Genomic DNA, 21313 nt, shown 5'->3' on the forward strand with positions numbered 1-21313 from the left:
CCCCATGACCAGCCCACTCGCCGACCGGCGCATCCTGATCACCCGCCCCGCCCACCAGAGCGATGGCTTTCGCGATCTGCTGCGGGCGCGCGGCGCCCGGGTAGATGCCATCCCGCTGCTGGAAATTGCACCGATTACCGGCGGCGACGAGGCCCAGGCGATCCGCAATCTGGTGATGGATTTCGACCAGTTCGAACACGCGATCTTCGTATCCCAGAACGCGGTGCAGTACGCCTTCGACTGGCTGGATGACTTCTGGCCGCAGCTGCCCCAGGGACCGCGCTACTACGCCATCGGCGCCGCCACCGCCCGCGCCATCCGCGCGCGCGGCGCCGAGCCGGAGAGCGACCCGCTCGAAGCGGACGCAAGCCCGATGGATTCGGAAGCGCTGCTGGATCTGCCCGCGCTGCGGAATCCGCAGGGCCAGCGTGTCGTGATTTTCCGCGGCCAGGGCGGGCGCACCCTGATGGGCGATACCCTGAAGGCCCGCGGCGCGCGCCTCGAATACTGCGAGCTGTACCAGCGCCTGCTCCCCGCCGACGCCACAGAACAACTGCGCGCCTATGCGCATCTGCCCGACGCCATCGCCGTACACAGTGGCGAAACCCTCGACAACTTCGCCGCCGCCCTCAGTGCCAGCGGCCGTCAGGCATTGCTGCAGTGCCCGCTAATTTGCCCCAGTCAGCGTGTCGCCACATGCGCCCGCGAACTGGGCTTCGCCAGCGCCCACGCGGCCACCAATGCCGGCGACAACGCCATGCTGGCAGCGCTGGAATCGGTGCTCGCCGCTGGGCACCCCGTCTAACAGCCCGCCCGCGATTCCCGGTTTCGCGCCATCCTCGGTAAAAAATTTCATTTCCGCGCCAGACTTCGTATAAAGACTGGCTTCAGTCGCTATAATTTGGCGACAAAATTTCTTCGGCATCCGCGCCGCCTGTGACACATCCGGCATAAGTTCGCGCCTTCCGGCGCCCACCCTGAGCAGACAAGTCTTTGAGCGATAGACATGAGCGATAAAAAAGTCCCGCCCTCCTCCCGTACGGACACCGACGCAAGCAGCGGCACCCCGGATGCCAGGCAAGAGATTCCGCTGGTCACCCGCAAGGCCGAGACCAAAAGCAATTTCGCCAAAGCCGACACAGGGAAAACGGCGGGGACGCCTCCGAAGCCGCGCACAACCAAAAAACGCAGCAGCTGGCTCTGGCTGTGGTTGCTGCTGCTCACCCTGATCGCCGCAGCTGTCGTCGCCTGGTACGTGCTGCCCGGCGTGCGCCAGCACGTCAGTCAGCAACTGCAATCCGTGCCCGTGATCGGCCAGTACTTAACAACAAATGAACGCATCGCGAGCGCCAGCGACGCGCGCAGCGTATCGGGCACCAACCCATCGGCGCAGGCCGAAAGCGCGCCGGTGACACCATCCACCACCGACCAGCCCAACGCCGAGGTACCTGCCACAGCACAACCGGCACCCGAGCAACCGATACCGCAGCCAGACACCCCCCGCCCCACACCCCCTACGGCAACGGCACCGGTTCCTCCCCAGGACCACAGCGCACAGCTAATCGGTGAATTACGCCAGCAGCTCGCGCAGCAAGCTCAGACCATTCAACAACTGCAGCAGCAGCTCGCGGGACTACAGCGCAACGTCACCGCCCAGGGCAACCGCCTCAGCCAACTGGGCAATGCCAGCCGCGAGGACTGGCAGCTGGCGGAGGCCGATTACCTGCTGCGGCTCGCCAACCAGCGCCTGATGCTGGAACAAGACAGTCGCGCCGCCCTCGGCCTGCTGCAGGAAGTGGATACCATCGTGCGGAATGTGGACCTTCCGGATCTGTACGGCGTGCGCCAGCAGCTCGCTCGCGACATCACCGCGCTCAAGCTCGCGGAAAATGTCGACCGCGAAGGCATCTATCTGCGCCTGCGCGCGCTGGAAGAGCAGATGACCAAACTGAATATCCAGCCCCAGTTCGATCTCGCCCAACACGACGCCGCCGCCGCGCAATATCAGGCGGAAAACAAGGATGTGGGCGAAAATCACTTCCGCTCCAGCTGGAGCAACTTCGTCGATTTTCTCAAGGGCTCCGTGCGCATTCGCGATGGCGAGGTGGACCCGGTGTTGCTGTCGCCCCAAAGCGAAACCCGCTTCCGCCAGAGCCTGCGCCTGAACATGGAACAAGCGGAACTCGCGGTGCTGCGCGCCGACGAAGCCGTGTACAAGGACTCTCTCAACCACGCCCGCCAGTTACTGCTCGACTACGGTGTCGACAACCCTCAGCGCCAGGTGATTCTGGGCGAACTGGAGTCACTGGCCCAGGAAAAGATCACAACCGACCTGCCAAATCTCAGTGCCTCACAGAGCGCTCTGCGCAATTACATCGACAGAATGCACAAGGTCTCCTCCGGGCAATTACCGGACAGCAGTAACGGAGGCATTCAACCGTGAAACGCTTTTTATTTTTCACCCTGGTTCTGTTGCTGGGTGGCGCGCTGCTGGCAGAAGCCATGCGCTCCTACCCTGGCTATCTGCTATTGATGGTGGGCGGTGAAAGCGGAAAACGCATTGAAATGAACCTTTGGGTTGCCGTGGGCGGACTTGCGCTGGCAATCCTCGCACTGTTCCTGTTCATCTGGCTGTTGCGCAGCATTGCGCGCGTCATTGAGGGCAGCGTCAGTCGGATCCGCTTTGGCCGCAGTCGCACCGCGCGACGCCGCCTCACCAACGGCCTCGTCGAATACATGGAAGGCAACTGGGCGCGCGCGCGCCGCTTGCTGCTGAAAAGCGCCGCTCGCTCCGATGCGCCAATCATCAATTACCTCGCCGCCGCGCGCAGCGCCTTCGAGCTGGGTTACCGCGACGAAGCCAACGAACTGCTTGCGAAAGCAGAGGCCACCGGCGACGACACCCAGCTCGCCGTTGCCATCAGCCAGGCGCGTATGCAACTGCTCGACAAGCACTACGAGCAATGCATCGCCAGCCTACAGCGCGCCATGCAGCAGGAACCCAATCACCCCGCACTGTTGCAACTGCTGCGCCAGGCCTACTACCACATCGGCGAATGGAACGGCCTGCGCGAACTGCTGCCACGGTTGGAAAAATACGGCACCATGCCGGAATCTCAGCTGCAACAGCTCGAGCTCGAGGTGTACCAAAACCTACTGCGGGATGCGGCGAATCGGAAGGATACGGAAAAATTGCGGGAAATCTGGCAGAGCCTCAATGGCCGCTGGCAGCGCAATATCGAGCTGCGCAATCTCTACGGCGAAATGCTGCACAAAGTCGGCGACGACATGGAAGCGGAAAAACACCTGCGCTGGATTCTCAATCGTGAATGGCGCGGCGATACAGTGCGCCTGTACGGCAATCTCACCGGTGCCGATGCCAGCCAGCAACTGGGCGTCGCCGACGGCTGGCAGAAAGAATACGGTGAAAATGCCGACCTCCTCACCTGTCTTGGCCGCCTGTGTCTGCGCAACGAAATCTGGGGCAAGGCCCGGCAGTATTTTGAAAAGAGCCTGCTGCTGCGCTCCGACCCCGCCACTTCCGCGGAACTCGCGCGGTTGCTGTATGCCCTCGGCGAAAAAGACCAGGCCGCACGGCTCTATGAGCAGGGATTGATGCAAGCGGTATCCGACCTACCCCAATTGCCACTGCCAGATCAGAGTGCAGGCATGTTGAGCGCCGGCACCCATTGATTCCGTCCCGAGTCGTCGCGAACGAAATAGTGAAAAAGATGAAAGGCCGAAAGTTTCTATTCGGAATCTGCAGCGCATTGTGTGCCATTCTCAGTTTCCAGGCACCGTTTTGCCTGGCGAGCGAAACACAGGATTATCAGGTACAACCTCGCGATGCCCTGCTCAGCAACTATCCCTATCCTTACCCGGTGAATTTCTTCACACTGCCAGCGCAGCAACCGACCAACAACGCCCAAGATAAGCTGCGCATGGCGTATATGGACATAACACCAAGCGGAGATCATTCCAAAGGAAACATCCTGCTATTACACGGAAAAAATTTTTCCGGCGCCTACTGGCAGACAACCATTGAAGCGCTGAGAGAGCAAGGTTACCGGGTCATTGTCCCGGATCAGATAGGTTTCGGGAAATCCAGCAAACCGCTTACTTTCCAATATAGCTTCCAGGCCCTCGCGAACCACACCAACGCCCTACTAAAGCACCTGGGCATTCATAAAGTGCTGGTCGCCGGCCACTCCATGGGCGGCATGCTCGCCACCCGTTTCGCTCTCATGTATCCGCAACAAGTAGAAAAGCTCATTCTGATCAACCCGATCGGCCTCGAAGATTGGAAGCAGATTGTGCCCTATCAACCCATTGAAGACGCCATAGCAGCGGAGAAACTGCAGACGCCGAACAGCGTCAAAAATTACATGACCAAGGCCTACTTCGCAGGCAATTGGAAGCCAGAATACAATTCGCTATTGGATATCCAGGGCGGCTGGACAATAGGAGAGGATGCCGAGAAGATCGCCATTATCGACGCACGCACATCAGACATGGTATTCACACAACCGGTGGTGTACGAATTATCCGACATCAGAGTACCCACACTGCTGATTATCGGAACCCGTGACAAAACTGCCATCGGTCGCAACCGAGCACCGAAGTCAGCACAGCCAACGCTCGGTCGCTACGACCTGCTAGGTAAGCAAGCCGCCGCGGCAATACCAAACGCGAAACTGGTAGAGCTAGAAAATGTCGGCCATGTACCGCAATATGAATCCTTCGACCGCTACATCAAAGCATTTTTCAAATTTCTAAAAAAGTAAACCGACTCGGCCTCAAGTAATAACTGTAATTTCTTTATTCGGCGCGCAGGTGGTTGCCTAGGGCCTGTTCACACTAAATTCTGTATAATTGCGGGATGGAACTCTCAGCAAAACAATTCAAAATCATCGAAGAATTGCTACCTACCCAGCGTGGCAATGTAAAAATTTCTAACTTGCAGGTATTGAACGCCATTTTGTACATCGCCGAACATGGCTGCAAATGGCGTGGACTACCTAAGCGGTTTGGCCGTTGGCACAGTATCTACATGCGCGCAAATCGCTGGGCCAAGCAAGGTGTGCTGGATCGAGTATTTTTTGCACTCCAGGAAAATAACGTAATCAACATCCAAGTGGATCATGTTTCTCTTGATTCGACCGCTGTAAAAGTGCACCCAGATGGCACCGGAGCGTTAAAAAAAACGGTCCTCAATCTATCGGCAAGTCACGAGGCGGATGGACCACCAAAATTCATATGGTCGCAGCTGGTCACAATCGAGCCGTAGCATTCTCCCTCTCGCCTGGGCAAGCTGGAGATGCGCCTGAAGGTCGAAAACTACTGAAATCTCTTGAAAACTGCGGCTGGGATGGTGCCAAAGTGATCATGGATAAAGCATACGAAGGTGATGAAACCCGACAGTTGGTCTTTGATCTTGGAATGGAACCTGTCGTGCCCCCCAAGAAAAATCGACTGAGCGTGTGGGAGTATGATCGCGAGTTGTACAAAAAGCGGAATGAAGTGGAGCGACTATTTCGACGGCTTAAAGGCTTCAGAAGAATTTTTTCTCGATTCGACAAGTTGGATGTCATTTTTACGTTTTTCATTCACTTTGCTTTGATAGTAGACACGCTATTTAGTGTGAACAGGCCCTAGTAGCGTTCAGAATTCTGCGTCATTTCTTTAGCATTGACCGAACAGAGATGACCTATGACAAAACCAACTTTCGATATGGATGCCGCCATCAAGGCGCTGTGTGAAGGCAAAGACCTCACTGGTAAAGGCGGCATCCACCAGATCCACAACTCGCTGAAGTACATTGCGTCCAAGAACCAGAAGGCCTTGATGGCTGACCTCGAGTGCGTGTACAAAGCCGCAAGGCTGAATGCCGCAGACAGCGCTCTGGGTGAGCTGGAGGCCAAGTGGGGCGATAAGTATCCGATGGTTATCAAGTCTTGGCGCAGCAAGTGGGCGACGCTGTCAGCCTACTTTAAATACCCGGATTATGTGCGCACCGCGATATCCATCACCAATGCCGTCGTGGCGGTTCATTGGCAGTACCGCAAGTTGACCAAAACCAAGGGTGGCTTCGCCAGCGAGAACGGCTTACTCAAGCTCCTGTACGCCGGTATACTCAAAGCCTCTGAGCGCTGGACGCAACCGATTCAGAACTGGAACCTGGCGCTATCGCAACTGACAATTCACTTCCCGAATCGCTTGGAAAAACACATCAGCCTGTGAGGCTAATTGGCTGACACAGAGTTTTGAACACCCTCGGATCAACCTCCGCCGAGTACGAGGTAACCGATTAGATTATCTTTTGTAGATTTACTCTTTTCTCTATCGGCCTCCCTTCTTTGTTCCAACATTTTATCTCTGGGTGTTTTTCCTAAATCTTGAACACTCTCGGCTGCTTTAATTTCATAGGAACTTGGATCGCCGGACCAAAGATCCGCATGCAACATGTCCTCTTGACTAGCGCATCCAGCGACAAGGACTGATGCAGAAAAAAGTAATGTGAAGGTCAACTTTAATTTCATCGTATGTTAATACTCTATTAACGTTGCCAGCAGAGGCGGCCTACGCTGTTTATGCGCGAAGCGCATAGCGTAGGCCGTCCTGCGGAGGCGCGTAACGCCGGAGCGTACTGCCTGGCCTGGTTATATTTTGTTTGCTGGCAGCGATATGTCATGCCTGTGATTTTCCAATAAGTTAAGACAAATAACTCTTGCCATTGAATTGGGCTTGCCAAAATCTCTCATTGTAAAATTCAATCGAACTCGATTAATGAGCCACTTTGGCAATTCTTGGTCGATACCATTCCATTCTTCAACTAGCCAGCGAGCCACTATTTTCTCATATGGCTTCATGAGACTTTGGTAATTTTTCAGCAAATACTCTTCTTTCTTATTCATGGCCAAAAAATATAACGCCGCCAGCAGGGGCAGCTTACCTTGTGCGCGTTTTGCGCAAAAAGGGGAGCGTAGCGACCGGGGAAAAGGTGGTCAGGTAGACGGCAATGTCACCATCACCGCCCCCCACAGATCCGGACGTGCACGATTAACGCATCCGGCTCCTCAACCCATCACATTCGCAGGTTAATGGTTATTAAACTTGCTCCGGGTAGTGGATGCTTCCCGCTTCCATTCCCCGGCTTTTAACCATTTGTTGATCAGGCGCAGTATTACGCCGTCACCTATCCGCTGCTGGAGGAATATCCTCTGACCCAGCGTCGCTAACCTCAGGAGTGCAGTGGACATGCTATTCGCGCTCTGTGTCTGCGACATGTTTCCCTCCTGAGGACATGATGGGTTGGCTTTCCCTTCCCTCCACTGGCTCCCGGCGGATGTCGGTTCGCCCGCTTCAACGGTACTATGGAAAGCTCCGATTTCTGCTTTATCTTCTCGCGGACGTCCTTTTTATCGTTCGGCCGCGGTACCTTGGTTTGGTGCCTGAGATTCCGTTATCACAATCCGGCACCTGACTGCGATGGGCCAATTTATTAACCACCGGCCATAGGTGGTTGTCACCAAGGAACAAAACAGACCTCCCGAGTTCCCAGGGTTTCCTTGCCAGCATGCCAGGCTCTTCGACACCGGTGGGCCAATACTCCAGGTCGATAGAGAGTATGGTTGTAGCCTTCCGTTTTTGTGAAAACGTCGGCTCCCACGATTTGCCTATTTCGGTGCTCAATCACCGTGGCCTACTGACTCGCTGTCTACGCTTAACCGCGAACGTCGCCGTGCGCAGTCCAAGACTCGCTTCCGGGTGGGGACCAGCCTTGCCCGGGTGGGACTTGCACCCACGGGAAACCAACGCACAGTTTCCGTTAATCATCCTCCTTGTCGATCAACATCCCCTGCGCCTGAGCTTTGCTCGGCGCACCACAAGGTAAGCTGTCCCACGGAGGGCCAAAGGCCCGGAGTAAATTGCCCGGCCTTGTTATGCATGGCTACTACGCCGCCAGCTTCTGTGCAGCCAAAATTATGGCAACAAAGAGTCCAAGGTAGTACGCGCTCCACAAATTGAACTGCCTATCACGTAGTTTCTGGATACCACCAAATAATAGAAAAATGGAAGGTATAAGGGCGAAGTTCATTAGAAGGCCAAAAACTACAGTTAATACTGCTTTCTCATTTTGAACAATGGCAATTGGGGCCAGTGAAACTAGTACACCAACGAAAACCAACGAGATTGCGATTTCCTTCGGGAATTTCTTCTTTTCTTCCATTTCTGCGATATTCACTTCAACTCTCTAAGATGCATAACGCCCAGCGCAGGCGCAGCCAGCGCGGAGTGCATTTTGTGTTAATGTTTGAGCGCCAGCGAGTAACACAAAAGGTGCGTAGCGTTGGCTGTCGCTCTGCCGCGGTTTGTGTACGCCCAGCATGGGCATGAACTAATGAGGTGAAAGTCCTCTGTAGGAGAGCCAGATCACCGGTCTACCAGTGATCATAACTACTAGCCGACGGCAAGGGCAACTTCGCGAGAAGTTGTCTGAAGGAAGCCCGAGCGCAAACCTGTGAGCCGACGAACAGAAATCGCATATAAGGCCCAGTCCCGGGGACGAGTTAGGGCCTGTTCACACTAAATAGCGTGTCTACTATCAAAGCAAAGTGAATGAAAAACGTAAAAATGACATCCAACTTGTCGAATCGAGAAAAAATTCTTCTGAAGCCTTTAAGCCGTCGAAATAGTCGCTCCACTTCATTCCGCTTTTTGTACAACTCGCGATCATACTCCCACACGCTCAGTCGATTTTTCTTGGGGGGCACGACAGGTTCCATTCCAAGATCAAAGACCAACTGTCGGGTTTCATCACCTTCGTATGCTTTATCCATGATCACTTTGGCACCATCCCAGCCGCAGTTTTCAAGAGATTTCAGTAGTTTTCGACCTTCAGGCGCATCTCCAGCTTGCCCAGGCGAGAGGGAGAATGCTACGGCTCGATTGTGACCAGCTGCGACCATATGAATTTTGGTGGTCCATCCGCCTCGTGACTTGCCGATAGATTGAGGACCGTTTTTTTTAACGCTCCGGTGCCATCTGGGTGCACTTTTACAGCGGTCGAATCAAGAGAAACATGATCCACTTGGATGTTGATTACGTTATTTTCCTGGAGTGCAAAAAATACTCGATCCAGCACACCTTGCTTGGCCCAGCGATTTGCGCGCATGTAGATACTGTGCCAACGGCCAAACCGCTTAGGTAGTCCACGCCATTTGCAGCCATGTTCGGCGATGTACAAAATGGCGTTCAATACCTGCAAGTTAGAAATTTTTACATTGCCACGCTGGGTAGGTAGCAATTCTTCGATGATCTTGAATTGTTTTGCTGAGAGTATAGTGGACCCCAGATCTGAGACACCCAGAGCACTGTAGTTTAAGCTGTCACCCAAAGAGGATGATAGCCATGAGTGAACGCAAAAAACGTACAGCCCACAAACCAGAATTCAAAGCCAAAGTTGGCTTGGAGGCCGTGCGGGGTATCAAGACGATCAGTGAGATCGCACAGGAGCACGGAGTGCACCCTGTCTTGGTCGGACAGTGGAAAAAAGAGATTCTGGCAAATACCAGTGCACTGTTCGAGACCAAGCGAGGCCCAAAGCCTACCAAGGATAACGACGGCAAGGAAGATCGTTTGTACGGCGAAATAGGTCGCCTGAAGATGGAGGTCGACTGGCTCAAAAAAAAGTTGGGCGAGTGAGTCGGGAAGCGCGGCTGGGCTGGATTGACAAGGCAGATGAATTACCGCTGAAACGCCAGTGTGAACTGGCGGAAGTATCGCGTGCCACTACGTATAGGCAGCGGGATATTGTGAAGCTGAATGCCGATGCCAATGATCTCTTGCTATGTCGCCTGATAGATGAGGAGTATACAAACCGTCCGTTCTACGGCAGTCGACGGATGGTGGTTTTCCTGCGGAGACAAGGCCACCAGATTAGCCGCAAGCGTGTTCAGCGCCTGATGCGACAAATGGGTCTGGCGGGTATGGCTCCGGGACCGGCGACCAGCAAGAAGCACCCAGAGCACAAGGTGTACCCATATTTATTACGCGGTGTTCCGATCACCCGACCAAACCAGGTATGGAGTACTGACGTGACGTATATCCGTCTGGATCGGGGCTTTGCTTATCTGGTGGCGATTATCGATTGGTATAGCCGTAAAGTGCTGTCCTGGCGCATTAGCAACAGCATGGATGCCGCCTTCTGTGTTGATTGCCTGGAGGATGCTTTGCGGAAATACGGCAAGCCTGAGATCTTCAATAGCGATCAAGGTTCACAGTTTACGAGCCGCGGGTTTACGGAGGTGCTCAAGCGCGAAGAGGTGTCGATCAGTATGGATGGTCGTGGCCGAGCTCTGGACAATATTTTTGTCGAGCGGTTGTGGCGAAGCGTCAAGCATGAAGACGTATACCTGAAGGGCTACGCCAGTATGGGCGAGCTGATTATCGGCATAACGAATTACTTTGCCTTCTACAATGCTGAGCGGCCACATCAATCGCTGGGGAACAAAACTCCGAGCGAGGTATACGTCAGCGGACAGGGTGGTGGAGCAATGATCGTGGATAAATTTGGTGGATCAAAGAAGAAGTCTACGGGGTCACCGGACTGCGAGGGAGCTCCCTCGCCAGCGGCAACAGGGCAGCGCTGTTCAGCTGTGAGTGAGGAGATGATTGCAGCTTAAACTCTGTGGGAAAAGTGTCTTGCCAATGGGGTCCACTATAGAGTTCCATCCCGCAATTATACAGAATTTAGTGTGAACAGGCCCTAGTCAGACCAGAACACTCCACTTTACTACCCCCGCCGCCTCCATCCAACTTTTAGAATGGATACCTCTGAAGGAAATTAAAATCGTCTCGTAAATCCATTGCTTGAGATCCAGCCTTTACGGAGTTGAATATTTTTTATTTGCCTGCCAAGCAAACCAAAATTTATTTGGCGGCGGCTCTGCGGGCCAAAACAATAACGCCGCGCTCAGACGCGGACAATTTTGGGCGCTTTATGCGCAATAATGGGAGCACAGCGACCGCGCATAAAGTGGTCAGGTAGACGGCAATGTCACCATCACCGCCCCCCACAGATCCGGACGTGCGCGATTAACGCATCCGGCTCCTCAACCCATCACATTCGCAGGTTAATGGTTATTAAACGCGCCGCAGGAAGATGGTATCGCAGCAACAGACGCTCTACCGCTTTCCAGTTCAGCCGATGGCGCTGTGAACGCCTCCGCAGCCACTTTACCCAAGTGTTCCTGACAACATACAAGAAACGCTTGAGGGCCTGACTGTTACCTCGTATACCAAAATACGCATAGTGACCTCTGATCTTTCGACAGAGGGCCGCATGGTATTCTGGCAGGGCCAGGTGACGGTTCTCGCTGCACCAGTTGCCGATGGCCCGGATACTGCGCGCAAACCGGGATTTCATGGTTTTACGGCAGATACTCCAGCCTCCGCGCTGACTCCGCTTCCAGTAATGCGTAAAGCCTAGAAAGTCGATACTGACATTCTCTTGTGGCTTGAATCTGGTAACACGGGTCTTTTCCGGGTGCAGGGCCAAGCCATGGCGGTGGAACCGCTTTGGCAATACGGCCATGACCCGATCAGCGTCCTCGGCATTCTTCATCAACAGAACCGCGTCATCCGCAAATCGTATCAGACTTGCGCTGCTGATGAGACGGGGCTTCACCTCTTGCTCAAACCACTGGTCCAGCACATGGTGCAGGTACACATTGGCTAGCATTGGGGAGATAACTCCGCCTTGCGGCGTGCCCTGTTCCGGGTAGTGGATGCTTCCCGCTTCCATAACTCCGGCGTTTAACCATTTGTTGATCAGGCGCAGTAATACGCCGTCTCCTACCCGCTGCTGGAGGAATACCCTCAGCTGGTGTTTGTCCAGAGTGTCGAAGAAACTCTGGATGTCCATCTCGATGACGTAGCCTCCACCCGACTCAGACAGTTGCTGTCGCAACTGCTCCAGTGCCTTATGCGGACTTTTGCCCGGTCGGTAGCCAAAGGAGTATGGGTGGAAGATCGGCTCATAGAGCTTTTCCAGGATTCTGACCACGGCTCGCTGCAATACTTTGTCTTCAAAGGTGGGGATGCCGATCGGACGCTTGCCATTGCCTTTCGGCACGTAGCTGCGCCTGACCGGCGGGGCTTTATAGCTGCCTTCTTTGACTCGGGCTAAAAGACTCTCGAGATGCTCATCTAGCCGCTGCCCGTAGTCGGCTGCCGTCTGCCCGTCCACCCCTGCCGCACCATCCTTGCGAGTCTGGTGGAAGGCTGCTCGCAACAGGTCTTGGGTCAGGTACTGGTTCAGGTTGGTAAAGCACCGCTGTGGATGTTCCTGACCCAGCGTCGCTAACCTCAGGAGTGCAGTGGACATGCTGTTCGCGCTCTGCGTCTGCGACATGTTTCCCTCCTGAGGACATGATGGGTTGGCTTTCCCTTCCCTCCACTGGCTCCCGGCGGATGTCGGTTCGCCCGCTTCAACGGTACTATGGAAAGCTCCGATTTCTGCTTTATCTTCTCGCGGACGTCCTTTTTATCGTTCGGCCGCGGTACCTTGGTTTGGTGCCTGAAATTCCGTTATCACAATCCGGCACCTGACTGCGATGGGCCAATTTATTAACCACCGGCCATAGGTGGTTGTCACCAAGGAACAAAACAGACCTCCCGAGTTCCCAGGGTTTCCTTGCCAGCATGCCAGGCTCTTCGACACCGGTGAGCCAATACTCCAGGTCGATACAGAGTATGGTTATAGCCTTCCGTCTTTGTGAAAACGTCGGCTCCCACGATTTGCCTATTTCGGTGCTCAATCACCGTGGCCTACTGACTCGCTGTCTACGCTTAACCGCGAACGTCGCCGTGCGCAGTCCAAGACTCGCTTCCGGGTGGGGACCAGCCTTGCCCGGGTGGGACTTGCACCCACGGGAAACCAACGCACAGTTTCCGTTAATCATCCTCCTTGTCGATCAACATTCCCTGCGCCTGAGCTTTGCTCGGCGCACCACAGAGTAAGACGTCCTTTGCAGTGCTTCGTTAGCTGCTATTGTGGATTCAGTGGACAGGGCCTGTAGAGGGGACGTTTTCAACATCCAGCCTCGCCTCACAACCAAAAATAAACTCTCCATCTTCCTCTCTAACCCAGTGATTACCGACACCGCGAGGATCATTACCAAATTTTTTCTTCTTTCTTTTTATCAGCCGCTTTATGACAAGCTGATATTCCTTCGGCTCTGATCTGATTCTTTCAAGCAAATCAGATTCAAAGTGATTATCCGCCTTCCATGTGTCCATTACTACTGCATTCCATACAACAATCACTATACCGATGGCGGCTTCAAACTCCTGTTTTGTGTGTTCTTGCGGCAATTGGTTAATCAACGATTTGCCAAATTCTAAAATTGTTAGCGATATTTTTGTTGACGGTATCATTTTCGATAATTCTTGCTCGATTTCTTACTTCAGCTAACGTTGTGCTCTGGGGCAAACCGAAGGTCGGGTAGACGACGGAGTTACCACCGTCGCCCCCCCCACAGATCCGGACGTGCGCGATTAACGCATCCGGCTCCTCAAGTCATCACCTTCGCAGGTCTCATGGCTAATAATCTTACCGCCGGAAGCGGGTAACGCTGCAACAATCATTCAGCGAACTCCCAACTCAACCGATGCCTCTGTGATCGTCGCCGCAGCCACTTTATCCAGAGCCGCCCGCAACAGGGGCGACCAATGCTGTGCACATTTTGTGCGAAACTAGGAGCGCAGCGACCCGCACAAAATGTGCATAGCGTTGGGCGTCCCGCGGAGGCCCGAAGGGCCGTAGCATACTGCTTGCGCTTGTTATAAGGCCCTTGCACCATAGCTAATTATTACTATTCAATTCTTTAGCGCGGTCATAGCAAGCGCCGCAAAGTAGTGTTACCCCAGCGAATGCTTCGGATTCATCATTCCACTCACCGCCAGTGCTATTTACTTTATCTTCGCAAGCACTGCACCATGAATCTGGGCGCACATCGCCAGGTTCTGGCTCAGCCGACCAGAACCCTCTCGGCTCTCCGTCGCGAAGACTTTCCACGACATGCTGACATACATATGTAGCCTGCTGCTTTCCGTGAGTACAACACTCAACGTATTGTTGTTCTTCACTCATATCTATGAAGCCTTATAACGTTGCGGTAAACGGCAGAATTTAAGTAGCTTTTTTGTGGAAAGATTTTACGAAGTAAAACCACAAAAAAGCTACTTAAATTCTGTCCAGTGGAGCGAAGCGGAACGAGGTTGGACCGCCTTGTTGAACGAAGCCGCTACGCGGCAAAGCTCAACCCCCAGTAAATAAAGATAATTCCCCTACGTGCTCACCCCCGAGCACGACAACTAGGGGAATATCTTTATGAACAAAGCACAGCAAAAACGATTCGATTCACTGTACCGAAAACATCTTAGCGCACTCAAACGACAGGGCAAAGCCGACTCAACCATTGATCTTTACAGCCGTGCCATACGGCGCGTCTGCGAGTATTTTGACAGCCCACCCGACACCCTCACGCAAGAGCAGCTTGAGGGCTATTTCGAGTCCCTCATCAGCACCCACTCCTGGTCAACGGTGAAGGTGGATCGCAATGGCCTGCAGTTCTTTTACAAGCATGTACTTAAGCGCGACTGGCAGTGGGTCGATATTGTCAAACCACCTCAAGAGAAGCACCTCCCCGACGTGCTTACACTCAAAGAGCTGGAGCGATTGATCAATGGTACCCGCGAGCGGCGATACCAGACCTTCATTCTCACCTGCTTTAGCATGGGCCTGCGCTTGGGCGAAGCTCTTGGCATTCGCGTGGCCGACATCGACAGCGAGCGCGGCCTTCTGCACGTACGTCAAGCAAAGGGGAAGAAGGACCGCTTCGTCTTCTTGCCCAAGATGACGCTGGAAGCACTGCGCGCGTACTGGGTCACACATCGCAATCCCACGCTGCTCTTTCCTCGCGGACGCACACCCGAGGAGCAGCACCAGGCTCGTGAGCCTATGGACCGTGGCGGCACACAGAAGTCCTTCAAAGCCATCGTCAGCGACGTCGGTATTCGCAAAGAGATTACCATCCACACCTTGCGCCATTGCTATGGCACGCTCCTGACCGACGCGGGCGTGGGTTTGCGGGCGATCCAAGAGCAGATGGGGCACGAGTGCCCCAAGACCACCGCACTGTACACCCAGCTATCCACTTATACGCAAAACGATACCGATCGGCGCATCAACGGCCTGCTGGCCAAGCTGCACGTGGTATGGGGGGCGTAGCATGACATTGCAAACGATTGTTCAACGCTACCGCCACCGTTTTATCGAGCAGTTCGGTCACGCGCTCAGTCGCGACCAGTGGTCCGCCCTCAACGCTATCGAGGGCTGCCGCCAAGGTCCCTACGGTGAGATGGCATGGACCTGCCAACGTTGCTCTCATAACACCCACACGCCACGCTCCTGCGGACATCGCGCCTGTAACCTCTGCCAGGACCAGAGTACGCAAGCCTGGCTGCAACGCCAGGAGCAAAAACGCTTGCCGGTGAACTATTACATGGTCACCTTTACGCTTCCCAAGGAGCTGCGGGGTGTCGTTCGACAGTACCGCAGCACTTGCTATGACTTGCTGATGCGCTGTGCCGCGCAGACACTCAAAACCTTTGCCAAAAACGATAGTACCTTGGGCGGAGAGCTGGGCTTCTGCGCTGTCCTACATACCCACACTCGCCGTCTGGACTACCATCCGCACGTTCATATTGTGGTACCCGGTGGAGCGGTTAATAAAGCGCGCCGACAGTGGTGCAAAGTCCGTGGCCAATACCTGTTTAATGGACGCGCCTTGGCAAAAGCCTTTCGAGGTGCGTTTCTTAAGGCGCTCTTTCAGGCCGGGATAACCCCCGGCAGAACGCCAAAGAAATGGGTGGCGCAATGTAAACGTGTCGGCAAAGGCACGGAAGCGCTGCGCTATCTTGCGCGCTATCTGTATCGCGGTGTCATTAGCAATACCAACATCTTGTCCGATGACGGTTGCAACGTGACCTTTCGCTACCGTGACGCCAATACCCACCAATGGAAAACCCGTACCGTTACCGGTGAGCAGTTCATCGCACTAATCCTGCAACACTGCCTGCCAAAGGGCTTTCGCCGTGCCCGAGATTATGGGTACTTACACGGCAACGCGAAGGCGGTTATGCACATTCTACAGTGGGTACTGAAGGTGCAGAGGCCTGCACCACCGACGAAGAAAACCGCGAGTTTGCCTTGCCCTCACTGCCGAAGCCCTATGCGGGTGACCGGTATCTATCCTCGCAAAGCCCAGCCCGGATAAAAACGGATAGAGCACGGATGCTACCAACACGAGGATTAACGGGCCTAACTTAAAGGAGCGAATACACGATGTAACAACGAATTTTTTATCGCCTTCCGGGCGAGGGTCTTGCTCGCCCGTAGAAAAGGCTAGCGGTTAACGTTGGCCTTCCCCGCCCATCCTCCTTCGACTTATTTACATGAATAGAGCTGGCCGGGCTCGTTCAACAACCAGATATGTTGCGGCAAGCGCAACATATCCTTATTTGTTATGAGTTTGGTCACTCATAGATTTTGCCTGCATGGATTATTTGTGCTGCTCTTGCCCATGGGTTGCCAGGCTTTTTATAGTGCTCACTAGGGTGATTGGTACCTTCGGACCACGCTATTGCACTTTCTAGAAATCCTTCGATGGTGATATTTTGCCAACCGAGAGCACCCGCTCCATATGGCGACGATGGGCTTTCTATTTCAAGAGCAATCTCTTTCTCTCTATCCCTCATCAATTCACGTAGAAATTCCACGAATGTTTCCTCATCATGGACTTTTTCAGCTAACGAAAATAGATCTACGCTCATACTCTCTTTGACTCATAACGCCCGCAGCAGGGGCGGCTTACCTTGGGCGCGTTTTGCGCGAAACTGGGAGCGTAGCGACCCGCGCAAAATGTGCACAAGGTAAGACGTCCCGTGGAGGCCCCGCCAGGGGCCGTAACAAACTGCCTGCGTTTGTTACATGTTTACCGGCCACTGACAGCCACCATAGTTATCCTTTACATTTTGCTCTGACTGGAAGTAGAGCATAGTGTTAGATATTCCATCTTTAGGCACTTTAAGAGTTGACGGCATATTTACTATTAACTGTACTCTACTACATGCAGATCTCGAATTGTTACAGATGTAGCCAGAGAGCCCTCCAGATATCTCCTCATCAGATTTTGGAAGAACAGTGAGCTCACCACTACTCTGCTGATATGACAACTTAAGTGGTACACAAACAATTATCTCTGATCCGTGCGCAAGTACGGAGAAAAAACTACACAGGAAAATTGGCAGTGACTTTATTTTCATGACATGTAACGCCCAGCGCAGGCGCAGCCAGCGCGGAGCGCCTTTTGTGTTAATGTTTGAGCGACAGCGAGTAACACAAAAGGTGCGTAGCGTTGGCTGTCGCTCTGCCGCTGATTGTTATGAATTATTTCTTGCTCAGAAGGTCAATTACCTGACCTGAGCCAGATGCCCCACTTTGTACCTCTTTAACTTTGCTCAGTAAATGAGGAGACACATTCCATTTCTGGCCGCCGTCCGTAATAACCGTTACCGTTTTTTTATTGTACTTCACTAGCGTTCCGATTTGCCGGCCGCGACCTGGAGGCTCGAAGCTAACCTTCTCGCCCGGATTGAATTGCATCATCTCTTTATGAGTGTGCATAGATTCGAGAAATTTCAGCCGCTCAACGATTCTTTGATTTAGAGCGATTAACTCATCTTCCGACAAACTGTCTATATCTATATTCATTTCTCTACTCGATACCGAGATTCATAACGCCCAGCGCAGGCGCAGCCAGCGCGGAGCGCATTTTGTGTTAATGTTTGAGCGCCAGCGAGTAACACAAAAGGTGCGTAGCGTTGGCTGTCGCTCTGCCGCTGTTTGTTATGTGGAATCTCACTCGGAGCCACCAGTATCTGGCAGAGATCTTCTTGCTGCCTTTTTCTCTCTTTTTTCTCTATCTTTTACTTCTAACGAGCGTACATCGTCTGGAGACGACTTTCCAAATTTACTTTGATACAAATGCTCGAGATATTTTGGAAGAGGCAATTTCCATTCTTCCTGGCTATTTGCATCCATTTTCGAAAAGCTTTTTGGGCTAAGACCTAGCTCTCTTGCCATTTGTATTTGAGCGTGAGATAGCTGATATTTTTCTCTAGCCTCAATCCATGGCTTAATCTTATTTGAAACAAAACCTTTCTTTGCCACTTGTGATCTCGAACTCATACTCACATAACGAGGCTGTAGAAAAACGGGTTTAGCAAGCCCCTGTCTACTAGCTATCCTGAAATTATTGGTGACCATGATTTAATCACAGAGATTTTGCAGAATCACGCATCATATGCGATCAGAACATATTTTACGCCAATTACTGTGGATCCCTCTGTGATTCAATGGATAGCGCCATATTTCATTAGCTTTTCGATGTTATGTACCAGGCAGAACATCTGCCACTGCCCCTGAACTTTGCGCTTTCCACGAAGCGAGAATCGACTCAATCCTTTGTTAGTACCAATATTCCCGAATACGGGTTCGACCACAGACATCCGATGACTGTAAATTGTCTTTCCCTCCAGGCTGTCGATCCGATTCTTCATCCAGTCTGTGGCCGTCTTACCGTTTGTCCATGTAAAAGACACTTGTCGCCCATGGCCTTCCCGCGTATCCGCAGAACTTGGGTTGCGCATACATTGGTTTTTTAACGGGCAATTTCGGCAGTCTGTCAGCCGCCCCTCGAAGTGGAGTTTATACTTGCCCCCACTGACGTATTGCTCTCTATAGAGCAACATCTCATTTCCTGCGGGACAGACACACGTTTTATGCCTCTTGTTCAGTTTGAACTCACTTGCCGGTAGAACTTGTTTAATCCCTTTGACCGTATCTTGATGGCGCTTGCCGTGCTTCTCCTTTTGCTTTGCAAAAGCCTTATCACGCGAGCGAAACTGGTTGTCAGGAATGTAAGCATTGATTCCCTGGTCTTTTAAGAACTCGTTATTGGAATCGCTGGAAAATCCGGTGTCCGCGGTGATAACGACTTGATTATCGAGGATACCTTCACTAATGCCTGCGTTCCGATAGCGCGTGTTGATACCATCGAGTATCGGCTTCAATGTGTGGGTTTCCTGTCCCCCGCCGAATACCTGCGCCTCAACGATAATTTGATGTTTCTTGTCGACTGCCGCGATACCATTGTAGCCCTGAATGGTGCCCTTGCTCGTCGTCATCTTCGCGGATTCGTTGTCGGTGATGTTACTTTTGACTTCTTTCGGTTTCCTGCCTTGCCCCATCCTTGGGGCTTGCGTCTTTAGGAAGTTGTCGATCTTTTCAAAGTGTTTCTTTAACGTTTCACTCGCCTGCTCCAACCGCTGCTTACGCTCACGCTCTGCAGGTCTGCGCCCATCCAGTTTCTTGTGCTCTGCAAGGCAATGCTGGATTTTCTTTCGGATCTTTGCCTGCTTCTGCTCCAACTCCTTAAATGTACCAGAGTGCGCCTTACTGGCATTCGAGGACATTTTGCAGCCGTCAATCGCAAAAAGCTCATTTCCCAGTAAACCTTCTTGGTCGCAGACCATCAACACCTGCTCAAAGACTGACTCAATGGCATCGGGGTGGCTGCTGATAAAGCTCGCAATACCGGTGAAATGCGGCACTGAATCGCAGGAAAGGGCTTTAAAGATAATATTGTGTTCGCATTGCCACTGGATCTCACGACTGGAAGTGATGCCTTTGGAGTAGGCGAACAAAATGACCTTCAGTAGGATCGCCGGATCGTACGCAGAGCGACCACCAGCATCATTCTTGTATTTGTCGTAAAAGGCGGACAGGTCGATATGGTTGTCTATGAGGTGATGAAGTGTAAACTCGAAGGTGTTCGGCTGTAATTGCTCTTCGAAATTGATCACAACCATCGCATCTTGGTCGTAATTGTACGGTTTGAAGTTCGGCATGACGGAATCCCCGAATTGGATCGGTAGATTTTATCAAAATATCCCGGCTTTTTAGAGTTTTTCTACAGCCAGAACGCCCACAGCAGGGGCGGCTTACCTTGTGCGCATTTTGCGCGAAAATGGGAGCGAAGCGAACCGCGCAAAATGTGCACAAGGTAAGCCGTCCCGCGGAGGCCCGAAGGGCCGTAGCAAACTGCCTGTGATTGTTATGGTTTTTTGGCACGAGGCTGCTTTGTACTCTTTTTTGGAGCTCTTGTTAAGAGTACCTAACCTTAAGACCGTTACGATCTTTGAATTCACCAAACGCAATAATGATAAAGTCAATGAATGCCCAAATACACAAACCACCTAGAGTTAATAGCTGAAGGACAGCTGAAACATAGCGGCCTGCATAGAATCGGTGAGCGCCGAAGATTCCGAGAAAAAATGACAGAACCAACATTAGAAATATGTTCAGATCACTTTTTTCATGCGAGGTGACTTCCGAATTGAAATTGCCTTCCGTAGTTGTGCTCATTAATTTTTTCTTATTACTCGATTGAACCATAACGCCCGCAACAGGGGCGACCAATGCTATGCACATTTTGTGCGAAACTGGGAGCGCAGCGACCCGCACAAAATGTGCATAGCGTTGGGCGTCCCGCGAAGGCCCGAAGGGCCGTAGCATCCTGCTTGCGTTTGTTAAGTGTGGAACTTGGCACGTATCTCTGACATGGTACTTTCTGGAACATTTTTCCAGATTGTATTATTTGTGAGATACAAAGAAATACCCAACCCGGAAGCAGCAACGCTTACTATATGCTCGTACCAATCTGAATAGCTCCACTTTCTAGGTGGAGGTGATTTAAAGCCTTTCATACTTTCGTCCCAGTACACCTCTGCGGCTTCACGATAGATGTGGCGATACATCGGATTTCCACCACTTTTCAGAATGACGTACATCTCACCGCTTTCAACTATCTCTACTTTCGATATTTCTTCTGCTTCCATGGACACTTAACGCCGCGCTCACGGGCGGCCTGCTTTATGCACTTTTTGTGTGATAATGGGAGCGTAGCGACCCACACAAAAAGTGCATAAAGTAGGCCGTCCAGTGCAGCGCATGGTTAGCGGCTCCAGTTGGCACGGCCTTTTTGAACCGGGACTCCGAAGCCGACGCAACCACTTTACCTGTTTTTTTGGCAAGAACACAGAACTCTGAAACTACCGACCTACTTTCTTACCGCCTTTTCAACTTGCTCCGGACTTTCCAGAGCCGCCTGGCACAATGCCTTTA

18 protein-coding genes and 2 pseudogenes are annotated in these 21313 nt (G+C 52.7%); 9 read left to right on the top strand and 11 right to left on the bottom strand.

The features are described from left to right. Positions 1 to 4 precede the first annotated feature (4 nt). The 6 genes and pseudogenes from GNX18_RS12565 to GNX18_RS12590 all read left to right on the top strand — a co-directional run. Positions 5 to 805, top strand: coding sequence for a uroporphyrinogen-III synthase (locus tag GNX18_RS12565; RefSeq protein ID WP_166218524.1), 801 nt, complete (start codon positions 5 to 7; stop codon positions 803 to 805). 201 nt (positions 806 to 1006) lie between these two features. Continuing rightward, complete coding sequence (locus GNX18_RS12570; protein ID WP_166218526.1) at positions 1007 to 2443, top strand: uroporphyrinogen-III C-methyltransferase; 1437 nt, start codon at positions 1007 to 1009, stop codon at positions 2441 to 2443. Then, positions 2440 to 3693, top strand: a complete 1254-nt coding sequence (locus tag GNX18_RS12575; RefSeq protein ID WP_166218528.1) for a heme biosynthesis HemY N-terminal domain-containing protein — start codon at positions 2440 to 2442, stop codon at positions 3691 to 3693. Before GNX18_RS12570 ends, GNX18_RS12575 begins: the two co-directional genes overlap by 4 nt. A 38-nt stretch (positions 3694 to 3731) precedes the next feature. Next, positions 3732 to 4784: an alpha/beta fold hydrolase gene (locus GNX18_RS12580; protein WP_166220612.1), complete on the top strand. Its 1053-nt coding sequence runs from the start codon at positions 3732 to 3734 to the stop codon at positions 4782 to 4784. 95 nt (positions 4785 to 4879) lie between these two features. Then, positions 4880 to 5655, top strand: a protein-coding gene (locus tag GNX18_RS12585) for an IS5 family transposase (protein WP_138237388.1) whose coding sequence is annotated in 2 segments (ribosomal slippage) — positions 4880 to 5195 and positions 5195 to 5655 — 777 coding nt in all. Because the reading frame shifts where the segments join, the coding sequence is not laid out codon by codon here. Between the two features lie 132 nt (positions 5656 to 5787). Continuing rightward, positions 5788 to 6240, top strand: a pseudogene (locus GNX18_RS12590) (transposase); the annotation flags it as partial. Between the two features lie 38 nt (positions 6241 to 6278). Here the strand turns inward: GNX18_RS12590 and GNX18_RS12595 are convergent. The 3 genes from GNX18_RS12595 to GNX18_RS12610 all read right to left on the bottom strand — a co-directional run bounded on the left by GNX18_RS12595 (position 6279) and on the right by GNX18_RS12610 (position 9343). After that, positions 6279 to 6539: a hypothetical protein gene (locus GNX18_RS12595; RefSeq protein WP_166218530.1), complete on the bottom strand. Its 261-nt coding sequence runs from the start codon at positions 6537 to 6539 to the stop codon at positions 6279 to 6281. 1415 nt (positions 6540 to 7954) lie between these two features. Next, the gene (locus tag GNX18_RS12605; RefSeq protein ID WP_166218535.1) at positions 7955 to 8245 is read right to left on the bottom strand and encodes a hypothetical protein; all 291 of its coding nucleotides are present in this window, start codon (positions 8243 to 8245) and stop codon (positions 7955 to 7957) included. A gap of 325 nt (positions 8246 to 8570) precedes the next feature. Next, a protein-coding gene (locus tag GNX18_RS12610; protein ID WP_166220614.1) for an IS5 family transposase occupies positions 8571 to 9343 on the bottom strand; the annotation gives its coding sequence in 2 pieces (ribosomal slippage) (positions 8571 to 9031 and positions 9031 to 9343; 774 coding nt in all). Positions 9344 to 9411: 68 nt separating this feature from the next. On the opposite strand from GNX18_RS12610, the pseudogene GNX18_RS12615 reads away from it, so the two are divergent. Further along, positions 9412 to 10592 (top strand): annotated as a pseudogene (locus GNX18_RS12615) (IS3 family transposase); the annotation flags it as partial. 530 nt (positions 10593 to 11122) lie between these two features. On the opposite strand, the gene ltrA reads toward GNX18_RS12615, so the two are convergent. Beyond that, positions 11123 to 12415 (bottom strand): group II intron reverse transcriptase/maturase, encoded by a 1293-nt coding sequence (ltrA, locus tag GNX18_RS12620; RefSeq protein ID WP_166215615.1) that lies wholly within the window; start codon positions 12413 to 12415, stop codon positions 11123 to 11125. A 647-nt stretch (positions 12416 to 13062) separates the two neighbouring features. Continuing rightward, entirely contained in the window at positions 13063 to 13440 is a 378-nt protein-coding gene (locus GNX18_RS12625; protein WP_166218537.1) for a hypothetical protein, read from the bottom strand. Between the two features lie 955 nt (positions 13441 to 14395). Between GNX18_RS12625 and GNX18_RS12630 the strand changes: the two genes are divergently transcribed. Together GNX18_RS12630 and GNX18_RS12635 are read left to right on the top strand one after the other, a co-directional pair. Further along, entirely contained in the window at positions 14396 to 15295 is a 900-nt protein-coding gene (locus GNX18_RS12630; RefSeq protein ID WP_166218539.1) for a site-specific integrase, read from the top strand. Between the two features lies 1 nt (position 15296). After that, positions 15297 to 16343 carry a transposase gene (locus GNX18_RS12635; RefSeq protein ID WP_166215286.1) on the top strand — a complete coding sequence of 349 codons (1047 nt, stop codon included), beginning with the start codon at positions 15297 to 15299 and terminating at the stop codon, positions 16341 to 16343. A 259-nt stretch (positions 16344 to 16602) separates the two neighbouring features. On the opposite strand, the gene GNX18_RS12640 is transcribed toward GNX18_RS12635, so the two are convergent. The 6 genes from GNX18_RS12640 to GNX18_RS12665 form a co-directional block, all read right to left on the bottom strand. Then, a complete protein-coding gene (locus GNX18_RS12640; RefSeq protein WP_166218541.1) occupies positions 16603 to 16899 on the bottom strand; it encodes a hypothetical protein in 297 nt (98 codons plus the stop codon). Between the two features lie 616 nt (positions 16900 to 17515). Beyond that, complete coding sequence (locus GNX18_RS12645; protein WP_166218542.1) at positions 17516 to 17839, bottom strand: hypothetical protein; 324 nt, start codon at positions 17837 to 17839, stop codon at positions 17516 to 17518. 147 nt (positions 17840 to 17986) lie between these two features. Continuing rightward, positions 17987 to 18298, bottom strand: a complete 312-nt coding sequence (locus GNX18_RS12650; protein ID WP_205827903.1) for a hypothetical protein — start codon at positions 18296 to 18298, stop codon at positions 17987 to 17989. 182 nt (positions 18299 to 18480) lie between these two features. Continuing rightward, complete coding sequence (locus GNX18_RS12655; protein ID WP_166218544.1) at positions 18481 to 20037, bottom strand: IS1182 family transposase; 1557 nt, start codon at positions 20035 to 20037, stop codon at positions 18481 to 18483. 256 nt (positions 20038 to 20293) lie between these two features. Beyond that, entirely contained in the window at positions 20294 to 20704 is a 411-nt protein-coding gene (locus GNX18_RS19875; protein WP_371808074.1) for a TM2 domain-containing protein, read from the bottom strand. A gap of 14 nt (positions 20705 to 20718) precedes the next feature. Next, on the bottom strand, positions 20719 to 21027 hold the full coding sequence (locus tag GNX18_RS12665) for a hypothetical protein (protein ID WP_166218548.1): 309 nt from the start codon (positions 21025 to 21027) through the stop codon (positions 20719 to 20721). Positions 21028 to 21313 lie beyond the last annotated feature (286 nt).

Source organism: Microbulbifer sp. SH-1, assembly GCF_011326135.1.
Classification (GTDB): domain Bacteria; phylum Pseudomonadota; class Gammaproteobacteria; order Pseudomonadales; family Cellvibrionaceae; genus Microbulbifer; species Microbulbifer harenosus.

Bases quoted from the DNA above. Each gene is read 5' to 3' on its own strand.
- GNX18_RS12595 (WP_166218530.1), bottom strand. From the start codon at position 6,539: ATGAAATTAAAGTTGACCTTCACATTACTTTTTTCTGCATCAGTCCTT.
- GNX18_RS12640 (WP_166218541.1), bottom strand. From the start codon at position 16,899: ATGAGCGTAGATCTATTTTCGTTAGCTGAAAAAGTCCATGATGAGGAA.
- GNX18_RS12630 (WP_166218539.1), top strand. From the start codon at position 14,396: ATGAACAAAGCACAGCAAAAACGATTCGATTCACTGTACCGAAAACAT.
- GNX18_RS12565 (WP_166218524.1), top strand. From the start codon at position 5: ATGACCAGCCCACTCGCCGACCGGCGCATCCTGATCACCCGCCCCGCC.
- GNX18_RS12625 (WP_166218537.1), bottom strand. From the start codon at position 13,440: ATGATACCGTCAACAAAAATATCGCTAACAATTTTAGAATTTGGCAAA.
- GNX18_RS12655 (WP_166218544.1), bottom strand. From the start codon at position 20,037: ATGCCGAACTTCAAACCGTACAATTACGACCAAGATGCGATGGTTGTG.
- GNX18_RS12570 (WP_166218526.1), top strand. From the start codon at position 1,007: ATGAGCGATAAAAAAGTCCCGCCCTCCTCCCGTACGGACACCGACGCA.
- GNX18_RS19875 (WP_371808074.1), bottom strand. From the start codon at position 20,704: ATGCTACGGCCCTTCGGGCCTTCGCGGGACGCCCAACGCTATGCACAT.
- GNX18_RS12665 (WP_166218548.1), bottom strand. From the start codon at position 21,027: ATGGAAGCAGAAGAAATATCGAAAGTAGAGATAGTTGAAAGCGGTGAG.
- GNX18_RS12645 (WP_166218542.1), bottom strand. From the start codon at position 17,839: ATGAATATAGATATAGACAGTTTGTCGGAAGATGAGTTAATCGCTCTA.
- GNX18_RS12635 (WP_166215286.1), top strand. From the start codon at position 15,297: ATGACATTGCAAACGATTGTTCAACGCTACCGCCACCGTTTTATCGAG.
- ltrA (WP_166215615.1), bottom strand. From the start codon at position 12,415: ATGTCGCAGACGCAGAGCGCGAACAGCATGTCCACTGCACTCCTGAGG.
- GNX18_RS12580 (WP_166220612.1), top strand. From the start codon at position 3,732: ATGAAAGGCCGAAAGTTTCTATTCGGAATCTGCAGCGCATTGTGTGCC.